At 73.7% G+C, this 13,915-nt stretch carries 13 protein-coding genes and 1 tRNA gene; 6 read left to right on the forward strand and 8 right to left on the reverse strand.

The genetic code is table 11. The annotated features are described in order from the left end of the window. Nucleotides 1–8: 8 nt before the first annotated feature. The 5 genes from ABTY56_RS10735 to ABTY56_RS10755 form a co-directional block, all read right to left on the reverse strand. The gene (locus ABTY56_RS10735) at nucleotides 9–1,439 is read right to left on the reverse strand and encodes an HD-GYP domain-containing protein (RefSeq protein ID WP_350628186.1); all 1,431 of its coding nucleotides are present in this window, start codon (nucleotides 1,437–1,439) and stop codon (nucleotides 9–11) included. Nucleotides 1,440–1,771: 332 nt separating this feature from the next. Beyond that, a complete protein-coding gene (gene rsrA / locus ABTY56_RS10740; RefSeq protein ID WP_350628187.1) occupies nucleotides 1,772–2,185 on the reverse strand; it encodes a mycothiol system anti-sigma-R factor in 414 nt (137 codons plus the stop codon). Beyond that, on the reverse strand, nucleotides 2,182–2,925 hold the full coding sequence (locus ABTY56_RS10745; RefSeq protein ID WP_396544461.1) for a sigma-70 family RNA polymerase sigma factor: 744 nt from the start codon (nucleotides 2,923–2,925) through the stop codon (nucleotides 2,182–2,184). The genes rsrA and ABTY56_RS10745 overlap by 4 nt, the downstream gene beginning before the upstream one ends. Nucleotides 2,926–3,275: 350 nt before the next feature. Beyond that, nucleotides 3,276–3,911, reverse strand: coding sequence for an alpha/beta hydrolase family protein (locus ABTY56_RS10750; RefSeq protein ID WP_350628188.1), 636 nt, complete (start codon nucleotides 3,909–3,911; stop codon nucleotides 3,276–3,278). Between the two features lie 24 nt (nucleotides 3,912–3,935). Then, the gene (locus tag ABTY56_RS10755; protein ID WP_350628190.1) at nucleotides 3,936–4,688 is read right to left on the reverse strand and encodes an SOS response-associated peptidase; all 753 of its coding nucleotides are present in this window, start codon (nucleotides 4,686–4,688) and stop codon (nucleotides 3,936–3,938) included. A 138-nt stretch (nucleotides 4,689–4,826) separates the two neighbouring features. Here ABTY56_RS10755 and ABTY56_RS10760 point away from each other — a divergent pair, with 138 nt between their 5' ends. From ABTY56_RS10760 to hisN, 5 genes are all read left to right on the forward strand, one after another. Next, nucleotides 4,827–5,552 (forward strand): M50 family metallopeptidase, encoded by a 726-nt coding sequence (locus ABTY56_RS10760; protein ID WP_350628191.1) that lies wholly within the window; start codon nucleotides 4,827–4,829, stop codon nucleotides 5,550–5,552. A gap of 87 nt (nucleotides 5,553–5,639) precedes the next feature. After that, complete coding sequence (aroA, locus tag ABTY56_RS10765; RefSeq protein ID WP_350523017.1) at nucleotides 5,640–6,971, forward strand: 3-phosphoshikimate 1-carboxyvinyltransferase; 1,332 nt, start codon at nucleotides 5,640–5,642, stop codon at nucleotides 6,969–6,971. A 15-nt stretch (nucleotides 6,972–6,986) separates the two neighbouring features. Next, complete coding sequence (gene rsgA / locus ABTY56_RS10770) at nucleotides 6,987–8,042, forward strand: ribosome small subunit-dependent GTPase A (RefSeq protein ID WP_350628193.1); 1,056 nt, start codon at nucleotides 6,987–6,989, stop codon at nucleotides 8,040–8,042. Between the two features lie 118 nt (nucleotides 8,043–8,160). Then, the gene (locus ABTY56_RS10775) at nucleotides 8,161–8,484 is read left to right on the forward strand and encodes a DMT family transporter (RefSeq protein ID WP_350628195.1); all 324 of its coding nucleotides are present in this window, start codon (nucleotides 8,161–8,163) and stop codon (nucleotides 8,482–8,484) included. Between the two features lie 95 nt (nucleotides 8,485–8,579). Continuing rightward, nucleotides 8,580–9,377, forward strand: a complete 798-nt coding sequence (gene hisN, locus ABTY56_RS10780; protein WP_350628196.1) for a histidinol-phosphatase — start codon at nucleotides 8,580–8,582, stop codon at nucleotides 9,375–9,377. 70 nt (nucleotides 9,378–9,447) lie between these two features. Here hisN and ABTY56_RS10785 read toward each other — a convergent pair whose 3' ends face one another. After that, nucleotides 9,448–10,923, reverse strand: a complete 1,476-nt coding sequence (locus tag ABTY56_RS10785; protein ID WP_350628197.1) for a catalase — start codon at nucleotides 10,921–10,923, stop codon at nucleotides 9,448–9,450. A gap of 103 nt (nucleotides 10,924–11,026) precedes the next feature. Here ABTY56_RS10785 and ABTY56_RS10790 point away from each other — a divergent pair, with 103 nt between their 5' ends. Then, nucleotides 11,027–11,440, forward strand: a complete 414-nt coding sequence (locus ABTY56_RS10790; protein ID WP_350628199.1) for a Fur family transcriptional regulator — start codon at nucleotides 11,027–11,029, stop codon at nucleotides 11,438–11,440. Nucleotides 11,441–11,459: 19 nt separating this feature from the next. Here ABTY56_RS10790 and ABTY56_RS10795 read toward each other — a convergent pair whose 3' ends face one another. Both ABTY56_RS10795 and ABTY56_RS10800 read right to left on the reverse strand, forming a co-directional pair. Beyond that, on the reverse strand, nucleotides 11,460–13,433 hold the full coding sequence (locus tag ABTY56_RS10795; RefSeq protein WP_350628200.1) for a tetratricopeptide repeat protein: 1,974 nt from the start codon (nucleotides 13,431–13,433) through the stop codon (nucleotides 11,460–11,462). 367 nt (nucleotides 13,434–13,800) lie between these two features. After that, nucleotides 13,801–13,874: transfer RNA gene (locus ABTY56_RS10800), tRNA-Met, on the reverse strand. Nucleotides 13,875–13,915 lie beyond the last annotated feature (41 nt).

The raw sequence follows: 13,915 nt of genomic DNA on the forward strand, positions 1-13,915 counted from the left end.
GGGGCCCGTCACGGCTGCCCGGGCGCGGGGGCGCCGCCCTGGGCGGGTACCCGGCCGGGAGCCGCCCGGACCGGTTCGGGCACCCCGAGCGGGATGTCCGGGACGGCCCGCACGCAGTCCTCGGAGTGCACCACCGGCCGCCAGTCGTGGGCGGCCAGCGCGTCGATCAGCGCCCGCACCATCACCGGGTCGAACTGGCTGCCCGAGCAGCGCTCCAGCTCGGCCACCGCCTCGGCGACCGGGCGGCCGCGCCGGTAGGAGCGGGTGGAGGTCATCGAGTCGAAGGCGTCGGCGACCGAGATGATCCGGGCGAACTCGGGGATCTGGTCGCCCGCCAGCCCGCTCGGGTAGCCCCGGCCGTCCACCCGCTCGTGGTGGTGCAGGATCCCGGCGTGCGCCTCGCCGAGGAAGTCGATCCCGCGCACCAGCTCGTACCCGTAGACCGGGTGGATCTCCACCGCCCGGCGCTCCGCCTCACTGAGGGGACCGTTTCTGCGCAGCAGCTCGGTGGCCACCCCGAGCTTGCCGACGTCGTGCAGGATCCCCGCGAAGCGCAGGGTGCGCAGCCGGTCGGCCTCCATGCCGAGCTGACTTGCGATCAGCACCGAGGCCCGGCCGACCCGTTCGCTGTGCCCGCGGGTGTAGGCGTCCTTGATCTCCACGGCCTGCACCAGCGACTGCACGGTGGCCTGGTGGGCGTCCTGCTCGCGCTGGCCCTGGGCGAACACCCAGGCGGAGATGGACAGCGGCAGCAGTGCCAGCAGCGCCGCGAACGCGCCGTACGGGCCCTGCCAGAGCACGGCGACCATCAGTCCGCCGGCCGCGTGCACCAGCACCGGCAGTCCGCACACCGAGCAGGCCCCGCGCAGCAGCACCCCGGCCCCGCGGCGCTCGCTGAGCATCACCATCACACCCACCACCACCCCGTTGACCAGGCAGAACGCGGCGACTGCGGTGAAGCCGGGCAGCAGCGCGGCCGGGAATCGGGAGCCCAGCAACAGCTGCGGGCCACGCAACAGGTGGAAGACGACCGAGGAGGCGAAGGCGCACAGCGCGAGCTGGGAGCCGTTGAACAGCTGGCGCCCGCGGCAGCCGCGCCCGCTCGGCCCGCCGAGCAGGGCGGCCGGTGCGGCGATCAGGGCGGCGGCGGCCGGAGGGAGCATCAGGACCCCGGCGAACAGCACCGGGAAGAAGGCGTTCACCCCGGGCCGGGCGGGCACCCGCTCGGGCGGCGCCGGGCGGCGCAGCAGTCGCCGCACCAGCACCAGGCAGGGTGTCGGCAGACCCTGGGCCAGTGACTCCCAGCAGCCGTGCAGGAAGGCCAGCAGCCCGACCTTGGGCCAGTCCACCGGCTGACCGAGCCAGCGCGGGACTCCCGGGGTGGCCCCGGCGGGCAGCAGCGGCACCAGGCAGCACAGCGCCGCCACCGGGACGGCCACCAGGTAGCGCGCCGCCCCGGGCGGCAGGGTCGCGCCCCCACTGTCGGTAGCGATATCGACCTCCCCGCCGTCCGGGCCCGTGTTGCCTCAGCACGCCGGGCGAACCGGCGGTGAGCGTCCGTCAGGAGGATAGGCCGCCGTCCGGGTGCGGGGACGCATGATCGCGCAATGGCGCAGTTGGCGCACCGCCAACTCACCCGAAGGAGTGACGGCGCACGCGAGCAGAACGGGAGCGGCCCCGGGAGCGCATGCTCCCGGGGCCCCTGGACTCCCTACCCGAACCGCCCGGCCCGCCCTCGTCGACGGACCGGCGGACACCCAGGCCTTGACGGTCACTCCACCGGGGCGCCGGCCTCGACCGGGGCGCTCGGACGCTCGGCCGGCTCCTCGCCCGCCTCGCCCTGCGCCAACGTCGGCGCCGGCCGGGCGGACTCGGCGTGCACCTCGACGGAGGCCTCCACCGCGACCACCACCTGCTCGCCCGAGCGCTGCCCGGCCCGGATCGAGTCGATCCTGGCCAGCACCTTGCTGCGCAGGTCGGTCGGTGTGTCGTCGCACCCGCAGGAACGCTTGATCAGCGCCTTGATCGCCTGCTCCAGCCCGTACTGCTTCAGGCAGGGCGAGCACTCCTCGAAGTGCACGCGCAACTTTGCGCAGTCGCCCTCGGCCATCTCGTTGTCGAGGAATTCATAGAGGTGGTCGAGGACCTCGCCACACTCGGTTTCGTGCGGATCGCCGCAGCTCATGAGCCCGAGCCCTTCGCTTCCTGCCCTGCCCCGCTGCCGGCCGGGACGAGCCCGCGCTCACGGGCGTAATCCTCCAGCATGCCGCGCAGCTGACGGCGACCGCGGTGCAGCCGGGACATCACCGTACCGATGGGAGTACCCATGATGTCCGCGATCTCCTTGTACGCAAAGCCTTCTACGTCCGCGAGATAGACGGCGATCCGGAATTCCTCCGGGATGGCCTGGAGCGCGTCCTTCACATCGCTGTCGGGGAGGTGGTCGAGCGCCTGGGTCTCCGCCGAGCGCAGGCCGGTCGACATGTGCGACTCCGCCCTGGCCAGCTGCCAGTCCTCGATCTCCTCCGCCGCGGTGCGCTGGGGCTCCCGCTGCTTCTTGCGGTACGAGTTGATGAACGTGTTGGTGAGGATGCGGTACAGCCAGGCCTTGAGGTTCGTACCCTCACGGAACTGGTGGAAGGACGCGTACGCCTTGGCGAACGCCTCCTGGAGCAGGTCCTCCGCGTCGGCCGGGTTGCGCGTCATGCGCAGCGCCGCCGAGTACATCGGATCCAGGTAGCCCAGGGCGTCGCGCTCGAAGCGCTCCCGCCGGGCCTCCTCGCTCTCCTCCGCCGACACCCGGTAGGTGTCCTCACCGATCGCCTCGGCCAGCTCCTCACCGGTCAGCGCCTCGCCCGCAGGCCGGACCTCGTCCGGGCCACGACCCGGCTCGGCCTCGTGCTCGGTCCCGACGACCGGACCCACCTCCTCGGCATGACGGCCACGGCCCACGGCGGGCCGCCCAGAAATGGAGGATATCGGGCTGACGGGCTTCTCGCCCGCGTCAATCCACTCCGGCCAGGAGTGGACGAAGGCCGTGGCGGCCTCGCGCTCCTCAGGCCGTTCGGGGCACGCGATCGAACCCATCTGCCCTGCCTCTCACCGGTGACTCGTGCTGACGAGGGTGTCAACCACCCGGGCCCCGCCCGCATTCCCGTCCGTACGCACCATTCACTCGCACGAGTGAGCGACCGGAAACTCCCTGTTCACAGCGGTGCCCGCACCCCGACCGCGCACCGGCCCCGGGGCAGCCGCCCGCCCCGGCACCCGCCGCCTCAGACCAGCTCCAGCACCCAGTCCCCGACCGCCGCGCAGATCAGGTCCAGCACCTCGTCCTGCCCCATCGGCGCCCGCTTGGGCACCGCGAACCCGTGGCTGCCGTACGGCACCGCCACCAGTTCGTGCCCCGGCGGCAGCTCCGGGAACTCCTCCGGCCCGCCGAACGGGTCCTGCACGCTCTGCACCACCAGCGTCGGCAGCCCCGACTCCAGCAGCTCCTCCGCCCGGCTCTTCTCCGGCTTGCCCGGCGGGTGTAGCGGGAACGCCAGCGCCACCACGCCCACCGCCCCGGTGGCCGCCCCCGTCCGGCAGGCCACCCGCGCCCCGGCGCTGCGCCCGCCCACCACCAGCGGCAAGCCCTGACCGGCCAGGTGCTCGGCGACCGGCCGCCAGCCGAGGTCCAGCGTCTTCGGCGCCGGGCCCAGCTTCTTGCCCGCCACCCGCCAGGGCTGCTCGACCAGCGCCACGCTGATCCCGCGCTCCGGCAGCCGCCCGGCCAGCTCCACGAGGTCCCGGGCCTCGATCCCGCCTCCCGCGCCGTGCCCGAGGGCCAGGACGGCCTTCGGCGCGGCCGCCCGGTGGTGGGTGATCCGGGCCTCCCCGGCCTCGGTGGGGATGAGTTGGGTCGTCATCGCTGCTCGCTCCCGAATGCGCTCTCAGAACAGGGTGGTCTCGTACTCGACCTCGTCCCAGGGCTCCTTGAGCTCCGGGCCGTTGTTGCGGATGCTGCCGACCGCCGGCGACACCGGGGTGGCCAGCAGGGCGCCGGGCGGCGGGGGTATCAGCAGCCGGCCCAGGGCGTCCGGGTCGGTCAGCCGCGGGTCCAGCCACGCGTCCCAGTCCTGCGGGTCGAGGAACAGCGGCATCCGCTCGTGGATGGGCGCCAGCGACTCCTCGGCGTCCGTGGTGACGATCGTGAACGTCACCAGCCAGGCCTCCGGGTGCCCGGGCGGCACCGTCCGGTTGCGCCAGAACTCGTACAGCCCGGCCAGCGCCAGCGGGGTGCGGTCCGCCCGGGAGACGAAGTACGGCTTCTTGCGCGCCTTGCCCCGCTCGCCCGGCACCGTCTGCCACTCGTAGTAGCCGTCCACCGGCAGGATGCACCGGCGCGCGGCGAAGGCCTGCCGGTAGGAGGGCTTCTCGTGCACCGTGTCCGACCGGGCGTTGATCATCTTCACCGCCGTCTCCGCGGTGTTCGACCACTGCGGCACCAGCCCCCAGCGCAGCACCCGCAGCTGCCGCACGGCCCGCGGCTGCTCCCTGGCCATCCGCTCCAGCACCACGAAGGCACTGTCGGTCGGTGCGACGTTCCAGTTCGGGTCCAGGGTCTCCTCGGGATCCCACTGCTCGACGTCGAACAGCTCGATGACGTCCTCGGGCTTGCTGCTGGCTGCGAACCGACCGCACATGCGGGCCAGCTTGCCATGCCGCCCTTCCTCATCACTTGTTCACGCCCGGACCAGAACCGCCCGCTCCCGCCCGCCCGTCTCCCCATGGGAGGCTGCCCCGAACGGCCCAACGCAGCGAACGGAGGCGGGGAGGATCACATGAGCACCGACGACCAGACCCTGAGCGCCCTGTGGGACCAGGTGACCGGCAGCCAGCCCGCCCCGCCCGGCTGGCTGGTCCTGGCCACCGGCGCCGCCGCCCTGCTCACCGTGCTGGCCCGCCCGCTCTGGCACGTCGCCCGCAACGCCGTCACGATCGCCCACGAGGGCGGCCACGGCCTGGTCGCCCTCGCCACCCGCCGCAAGCTCGCCGGCATCCGGCTGCACTCCGACACCTCCGGCCTCACCCTCTCCTACGGCCGCCCCACCGGCCCCGGCATGGTCCTCACCGCCGCGGCCGGCTACACCGCCCCCGCCCTGCTCGGGCTCGGCTGCGCCGCGCTGCTCGCCGCCGACCGGATCACCCTGCTGCTCTGGTTGGCGATCGCCCTGCTGCTGGCCCTGCTCCTGCGCATCCGCAACGCCTTCGGCCTCTTCGTCGTCCTGGTCGCCGGCGGCGCCTTCTTCCTGGTCTCCTGGTTCGGCAGCGCCGAGGTCCAGGCCGGCTTCGCCTACCTCGGCTGCTGGTTCCTGCTCTTCGGCGCCGTCCGTCCCGTCCTGGAACTCCAGCACCAGCGCCGCATCGGCTGGGCCCGGGACTCCGACGCCGACCAGCTCGCCCGCCTCACCCACGTCCCCGCCCTCGCCTGGGTCACCGTCTTCCTCCTCGTCGCCCTCGCCTGCCTTGCCCTCGGCGCGACCTGGCTCCTCCAGCCGCTGCACTGACCCCGCCCCTCGGCGCCGCACCCCGAGCCGCCCGGAGGCGAGCGGGCGAATCACGGTCCGTTCCGGTACGGCCCCTAGACTTGCCACATGACCGAGACCCCGTGGCCCGCCCCCGTCGCCACCAGCCCCGTCGACGCGACCGTCACCATCCCCGGCTCCAAGTCGGTCACCAACCGGGCCCTGGTGCTGGCGGCACTCGCCGAGCGGCCCGGCTGGGTGCGCCGGCCGCTGCGCAGCCGCGACTCCCAGCTGATGGCCGACGGCCTGCGCGCCCTCGGGGTCACCATCGAGGAGACGGTCAACAACGACGCCGGCGGCACCGGCGGCGGCGAGGCCTGGCGGGTCTTCCCCGCCCCCGCGCTGCGCGGCCCCGCCTCCGTCGACGTCGGCAACGCCGGCACGGTCATGCGCTTCCTGCCCCCGCTCGCCGTCCTCGCCGACGGCCCGGTGCACTTCGACGGCGACCCGCGCTGCTACGAGCGTCCCCAGCACGGCGTGATCGACGCCCTGCGCGCCCTCGGCGCCCGCATCGACGACGGCGGCCGCGGTGCGTTCCCGCTGACCGTCCACGGCACCGGCTCGCTGGACGGCGGCCCGGTCGAGCTGGACGCCTCCTCCTCCTCCCAGTTCGTCTCCGCCCTGCTGCTCTCCGGTGCCCGCTACAACCACGGCATCGAGGTCCGGCACGTCGGCGGCCCGGTGCCGTCGCTGCCGCACATCCGGATGACCGTGGAGATGCTGCGCAAGGCCGGCGCCCAGGTCGACGCCCCCGAGGACGGCGGCGAGAAGGACGTCTGGCGGGTCACCCCCGGCGCCCTGATCGGCCGCGACCTGGTGGTCGAGCCGGACCTCTCCAACGCCGCACCGTTCTTCGCCGCGGCCCTGGTCACCGGCGGCCGCGTCACCGTGCGCGACTGGCCCAGGCACACCACCCAGCCCGGCGACCAGCTGCGCGAGATCTACACCCGGATGGGTGGCGCCTGCGAGTTCACCGACGAGGGCCTGCAGTTCACCGGCACCGGCCGGATCCACGGCATCGACGCCGACCTGCACGACGTCGGCGAGCTCACCCCGGTGATCGCCGCCGTCGCCGCGCTGGCCGACTCCGAGTCCCACCTGTACGGCATCGCCCACCTGCGCCTGCACGAGACGGACCGGCTCGCCGCGCTCGCCAAGGAGATCAACGACCTCGGCGGCGACGTCACCGAGACCGAGGACGGCCTGCGGATCCGCCCGCGCCCGCTGCACGGCGGCACCTTCCGCACCTACGAGGACCACCGTCTGGCCACCGCCGCGGCCGTGCTCGGCCTCGCCGTGCCCGGCATCGGGGTGGAGAACGTCGCCACCACCGCCAAGACCCTGCCCGACTTCCCGGCGATGTGGGCAGAGCTGCTCGGCGAAGCGGCGGCGGACGCCTGAGCGGAGACTGAGCACATGCGCCGCTACGGCAAAGACGCCGACGAGGACGACATCCGCAACCGCCCCGCCCGCCGGGGTTCCCGGCCGCGGACCCGGATCCGGCCCAAGCACGAGGACGCCGCCGAGGCGATGGTGCTGACCGTCGACCGCGGTCGGCTGACCTGCCTGGTCGACCCGGGCACCAAACACGAGCGCGAGGTCGTCGCCATGAAGGCCCGCGAGCTGGGCCGCAAGGGCGTCGTCGTCGGAGACATCGTCAACCTGGTCGGCGACCTCTCCGGGGACGCCGACACCCTCGCCCGGATCGTCCGGGTCGAGGAACGCAGCTCGGTCCTGCGACGCACCGCGGACGACGACGACCCGTACGAGCGGATCGTCGTCGCCAACGCCGAGCAGCTGGCCATCGTCACCGCGCTGGCGGACCCGGAGCCGCGCCCCCGGCTGATCGACCGCTGCCTGGTGGCCGCCTACGACGCGGGCATGGAGCCCCTGCTGGTGCTCACCAAGTCGGACCTCGCCCCGGCCGCGTCGCTGCTGGACTCCTACGCCCCGCTCGGCATCCGGTACGTGGTGACCCGTCGCGACGAACTGGAGACCGCCGGCGCCGAGGCCGTCCGCGAGCACCTGCGCGGGCGTTCCACGGTGTTCATCGGCCACTCCGGCGTCGGCAAGACCACCCTGGTCAACGCCCTCGTCCCGGACCGCCAGCGGCAGACCGGCCGCGTCAACGCGGTCACCGGCCGCGGCCGGCACACCACCGTCTCCGCCCTCGCGCTGCGGCTGCCGCCGCCGCCCGGTGCCAAGCCGGGCTCGAAGAAGGCGCTGGACCCGGGCTGGGTGATCGACACCCCGGGCTTCCGTTCCTTCGGCCTCTCGCACATCGACCCGTCCCGGGTCATCCTCGCCTTCCCGGACCTGGAGCCCGGCACCGTCGACTGCCCGCGCGCGTGCAGCCACGACGAGCCGGACTGCGCGCTGGACGCCTGGGTGGCCGACGGCCACGCCGAGGCCGCCCGGCTCTACTCGCTGCGCCGCCTGCTGGCCAGCAAGGAGGCCCGCGAGGGCGACTGAGCCCTCCGGGCCCCCGAGGTCCGTGGCCCGTTCGAGGTGTCGGACCGCCCCTGCCTGGCGATCATAGGAAGGTCGGGCCGGGTGCGGTCCGACCGTCGATCCACTGGGAGGGCGCGCGATGGCATGGGCCCTGGTGATCCTGGCCGGCCTGCTGGAGACCGGCTTCGCGATCAACCTCAAGCTCAGCGAGGGCTTCACCAAGCTCTGGCCCACCATCAGCTTCTGCGTGTTCGCCCTCGGCAGCTTCGGCCTGCTCACCCTCTCGCTGAAGAGCCTGCCCATCGGCCCCGCCTACGCCGTCTGGACAGGCATCGGCGCAGCCGGCACCGCCATCTACGGCATGGTCTTCCTGGACGAGAGCACCTCGGTCCTCAAGCTGGTCTCGATCTCCCTGGTGATCACGGGTGTCATCGGCCTGCAGCTCAGCGGTACGTCGCACTGAGACGCGTCACGGCGCGCCGGGGCGCGCGGGAAGGCCGCGTCCCGCTCCGCGAGCCCGGCTGTGCCGATCGGGGCGGGCTCGCTAGGGTCTTGGACATGGCCGACTACCACGACGATCTCCGACTCGCCCATGTCCTCGCCGACTCGGCCGACTCGGTCACCCTGGAGCGCTTCCGCGCCCTCGACCTGAAGATCGAGACCAAGCCGGACCTCACCCCGGTGAGCGACGCCGACAAGGCCGCCGAGGAGCTCGTGCGCAGTGTGCTCCAGCGCGCCCGCCCGCGCGACGCGGTCCTGGGCGAGGAGTTCGGCCTGCAGGGCTCCGGGCCGCGCCGCTGGGTGATCGACCCGATCGACGGCACCAAGAACTACATCCGCGGCGTCCCGGTCTGGGCCACCCTGATCGCCCTGCTGGAGGACGGCCCGGACGGCGTCGAGCGCCCGGTGGTCGGCATCGTCTCCGCCCCCGCGCTGCAGCGCCGCTGGTGGGCGGCCAAGGGTCTCGGCGCCTTCGCCGGCCGCAGCCTGGCCAAGGCCTCCCGGATCCACGTCTCCGGCGTCTCCCGGATCGAGGACGCGTCCTTCTCCTACTCCAGCCTCTCCGGCTGGGAGGAGCGTGGCCGCCTCGACCCGTTCCTGGACCTCACCCGCGCCTGCTGGCGCACCCGTGCCTACGGCGACTTCTGGTCCTACATGATGGTCGCCGAGGGCGCCGTCGACATCGCCGCCGAGCCCGAGCTGTCGCTGTGGGACATGGCGGCCAACTGCGTCATCGTCGAGGAGGCCGGCGGCCGCTTCACCGGCCTGGACGGCATCCCCGGCCCCGGCGGAGCGGACGCCGTCGCCTCCAACGGCCTGCTGCACGAGGAGGCGCTGCGCCGCCTCTCGGTCTGAACGTGGATGCAGGCCCCGTGACCGGTGGGAGCCGGTCACGGGGCCTGCCGCTTTCTCGGCCCGGCTGCTGCTACCGCTTGCGCAGCTCCAGGACCGCCGCCTCCAGCCGCTGCCCGTAATCGGCGTCGGCCTTGCGGAAGTTGTCGATCGCCCGCTCGACGATGTCCTCGCGGTCGGCCGAGACCTTGGCGATGAAGCCGGCCAGGTTGGCGATCAGCCGCTGCTTCTCGTCCTCCGAGAACAGCCGGTACAGGTTGCCCGCCTGCACGAAGTCGTCGTCCTCGGCGTGCGCGGGCGCCACGTGGGTGCCGGTGAGGCCGTCGACGGCGGTGGCGGCCCACAGCGGGCGGCCGGTCTGCACCGGGCCGCCGAAGCTGTTCGGCTCGTAGTTCTTCTGACGGCCGTGGCGCCCGTCGTACAGGTGGCCGTCGCGGCCGTTGGTGCGCGCCTCGGTGGCGTGCGGACGGTTCACCGGCAGGTGGTCGGCGTTGATGCCGACCCGGTACCGGTGGGCGTCGGCGTACGCGAACAGGCGGCCCTGGAGCATCTTGTCCGGGGACGGGCCGATGCCGGGCACGAAGTGCGCCGGGGAGAACACCGACTGCTCGACCTCGGCGAAGACGTTGTCGGGGTTGCGGTTGAGCTCCAGCCGGCCGATCTCGATCGGCGGGTAGTCGGCGTGCGGCCAGACCTTGGTCAGGTCGAAGGGGTTGAAGCGGTAGTTCGCCGCGTCGGCCGCCGGCATGATCTGGACCTGCACCGTCCACGCGGGGAACTCGCCGCGCTCGATCGACTCGCGCAGGTCGCGCTGGTGGCTGTCCGGGTCCTCGCCGGCGAGGGTGTTGGCCTCGGCCTGGGTGAGGTTGCGGACGCCCTGGTCGGTCTTGAAGTGGTACTTGACCCAGAAGTGCTCGCCGGCCTCGTTCTGCCACTGGAAGGTGTGCGAGCCGTAGCCGTTCATGTGGCGGTAGGAGGCGGGTATGCCGCGGTCGCCGAAGAGCCAGGTGACCTGGTGGGTGGCCTCGGGGGACAGGCCCCAGAAGTCCCAGACGTTGTCGGCTTCCTGCGAGCCGGTGTACGGGTCCCGCTTCTGGGTGTGGATGAAGTCGGGGAACTTGATGGCGTCCTTGATGAAGAACACCGGGGTGTTGTTGCCGACGAGGTCGTAGTTGCCCTCCTCGGTGTAGAACTTCAGCGCGAAGCCGCGCGGGTCCCGCACCGCGTCGGCCGCGCCGAGGTTGCCGGCCACGGTGGAGAAGCGCAGGAAGACCTCGGTCTGCTTGCCGACCTCGGACAGGAAGGCCGCCCGGGTCCAGGGCGTCACGTCGGCGGTCACCGTGAAGGTGCCGTACGCCCCGGCGCCACGGGCGTGCACCACGCGCTCCGGGATCCGCTCGCGGTTGAAGTGCGCGAGCTTCTCGAACAGCAGCTGGTCCTGGATCAGGGCCGGGCCGCCGACGCCCGCGGTCTCGGTGTTCTGGTTGTCGGCGACGGGGGCACCCGCCTCGGTGGTGAGGGTCGGGCGCAGCTCGTCCTGCGTGGTCATAACGGGTGCCTCCACGGGTCCGGTCGTGATGACACGATCCTAACTTGGACTTTGTCCAAGTCAACACTGGAACCAATCCCGGACCTGAATTACCCTGGCGGACATGACCGACCTGCTGGAGAGACTGCGCGAACGCGGCTGGCGGCTGACCTCGCAGCGCCGGGTCGTGGCCGAGGTCCTCGACGGCGAGCACGTCCACCTCACCGCCGACGAGGTGCACGCCCGCGCGGCGGCCCGGCTGCCCGAGATCAGCCGCGCCACCGTCTACAACACGCTCGGCGAACTGGTCGCCCTCGGGGAGGTCCTGGAGGTCGCCACCGACGGCCGCGCCCGGCGCTACGACCCCAACGCGCACCGCGCCCACCAGCACCTGGTCTGCTCGGGCTGCGGCGCGATCCGCGACGTCCACCCGAACGGCGACCCGCTCGCCGCACTGCCCGCGGCCGAGCGCTTCGGCTTCGCCGTCACCGCGGCCGAGGTCACCTACCGCGGCCTGTGCCCCGACTGCCGCCGGTAGCGCGAACGGTCGAGCGCCGCTACGCGCTCAACTCCGCGTGCAGCGCTCCCAGCAGGCGCCCGGCCCGCTCCGCCACCTCGGCCGGGCCGTAGTCGATCGCCCGCCGGCACCAGTTCTCCGCCTGCACCGGCTCGCCCCGGCGCAGCGCCAGCAGCGCGAGGCGAAGCGCCGCCCGCCCGTGCCCGGCGTCGGCGGCCCGGGTGTACCAGAGCATCGCCTCCGCCTCGCTGTCCTGCCGGGCCAGCAGCAGCCCCAGGTTGAACGCGGCGCTGCGGCTGCCGGCCTCGGCGGCCCGCCGGTACCAGCTCTCGGCGATCTCCAGGGCCCCGCGCTCGGCCGCCCGCACGCCCATCCGCACCTGCGCCCGCCGGTGCCCGGCGTCGGCCGCCAGCGCGTACCAGTGCTCGGCCTCGGCGTCCGCGTCCCCGCGCCGGTCCAGCAGCGAGGCCAGCCGGAACGCGCCCTCCGCCGAGCCGCCCGCCGCCGCCTGCCGGTAGCGCTCCAGCGCCCCGGCCAGGTTGCCGCGCTGCTCCTGGGCGACGGCGAGCTGCAGCGCAGCCTCGCCGTGCCCCTCGGCGGCGGCCCGCGCGTACCACTCCTGGGCCTGCCGCTGCTCGCCGCGCCCGGCGTGCAGCACGCCGAGGTTGAACGCGCCGTCCACGCTGCCCGCCTCGGCGGCCTTGGAGAACCACGGCTCGGCGCCGGACTCGTCGCCGCGCTGCAGCAGCACCACGGCCAGGGCGTTGCAGGCCTCCCGGTGCCCGGCGTACGCGGCCCGGCGGTACCACTGCTCGGCCTGCTGCTCGCGGCCGGTGCCGGCGCAGAGCAGGCCGAGGTTGAAGGCGCCGTTCTGATCGCCCGCTTCCAGCGCGGCCCGGTACCAGCGCTCGGCCGCCTTGGCCTCGCCGCGGCTCGCGTGCAGGGCGCCCAGCGCGTTGGCGGCGTTGCCGTCCCCGGCCTCGGCGGCCTCCTGCCACCATTCGGCGGCGGCCGCGACGTCCCCGGAGTCGCGCAGCAGGAAGCCCAGCGCGCAGGCCGCGCGCGGCTCCCCGTTCTGCGCGGCCTGCCGGTACCAGCGGGCCGCCTCCTCCAGCAGGGACTGGTCGGTGCGGGCGCGCTCCTCCAGCAGTACGCCCAGGCGCAGCGCGGCGCGGGCGTGGCTGCGGGCCGCGGCGGTGCGGTACCAGGCCTCGGCGGTGTCCTTGTCCCCGGCGGCCTCGCGCATCCGGGCCAGCCGGTAGGAGGCCTCGCGGTGCCCGGCGTCGGCGGAGACCTTGAACCAGCGCTCGGCCCGGACGTCCCGCCGGTGCTCCATCAGGTCGCCCAGGGCGTAGGCGCCGAGCGGGTGCCCGTGGTCGGCGGCGAAGTGCAGCCAGTACTCGGCGGCCTCCTCCTCGCCCTGGTCGCGCAGCTGCAGCCCGAGCGCGTGCGCGGCCGGGGCGCTGCCCGCGACGGCGGCCTGGCGCCACCACTGGGCGGCCTCGGCCCGGTGGCCCTGCTGGTGCAGCAGCACTCCGAGGTTGTTGGCGGCGGCGCGTACCCCGGCCGCCGCGGCGGCGCGCAGGTACGGTTCGGCGTCGTCCAGGTCCCCGCGGCGCAGCAGCAGGGTGCCCAGCCGGCCGGCGGCGTCCGGGTCCCCGCCGTCGGCGGCCTGCCGGTGCCGGGCCTCCAGGGCTGCCGACTCGCGGGCGGCGAGCGCGGTCTCGAAGCTCGTCGGGTCCAGGCCCGCCGGGTCCAGCGCGGCACCGGCGGCGGGCTCGTCACCGGGCCGTTCCCCGTACGCGCCGACGGCGGCGGCGAACTGACGGCTGGACACGTGGACCAGGCTGTCGGGGCCGTAGCCCGGCGTGGGGCGTTCGGACAGCCCGCTGGTGCGCTGGGCCGGCAGGGCTCCGGGGCGGTGTTCGGGGCTCTCGGCGCTCTCCGCCCAGGCGTCGGTGTCCGCCTCGGCCGCCGCCGCGGGCTTGGCGCCTGACTTGCCGATCAGCCTCATGCCGACTCCCGCTCCCCCAGAGTGTCGCGGCATCGTGCCCCGGCGTGCGACCGGGGGGACTCCCAGGAGAGGCGCCGGACCCGACGGCCGGTCAGCAGCCGTGCACCGTCCCCCATGTGTCCCATCGTCGCATCACCTGCTACCCGCGTACACCTGCCCCGGCCGAATTCGGGCCGGGCTGACCCGAAGCCGACGGAATTGCTTCGGCGCTTTGTCGATTTCCCGACACTTCAACCTCACAAACCCCTGCGCCCTCCTCCTTGGCGACGGTCGATAGTACCGGAGCGGTTCCCACCGCTTCCGCGCGAAAACACCCCCGGAAACACCGGAGGCCCGGAGGAAGGATCCTCCGGGCCTCTGGCCTTTGTAGCGGGGACAGGATTTGAACCTGCGACCTCTGGGTTATGAGCCCAGCGAGCTACCGAGCTGCTCCACCCCGCGTCGGTAGTTGAACCTTAGCACGAATGCGGCGGGGGTCCGGA

It is taken from the genome of Kitasatospora sp. NPDC097691 (assembly GCF_040302665.1).
Classification (GTDB): domain Bacteria; phylum Actinomycetota; class Actinomycetes; order Streptomycetales; family Streptomycetaceae; genus Kitasatospora.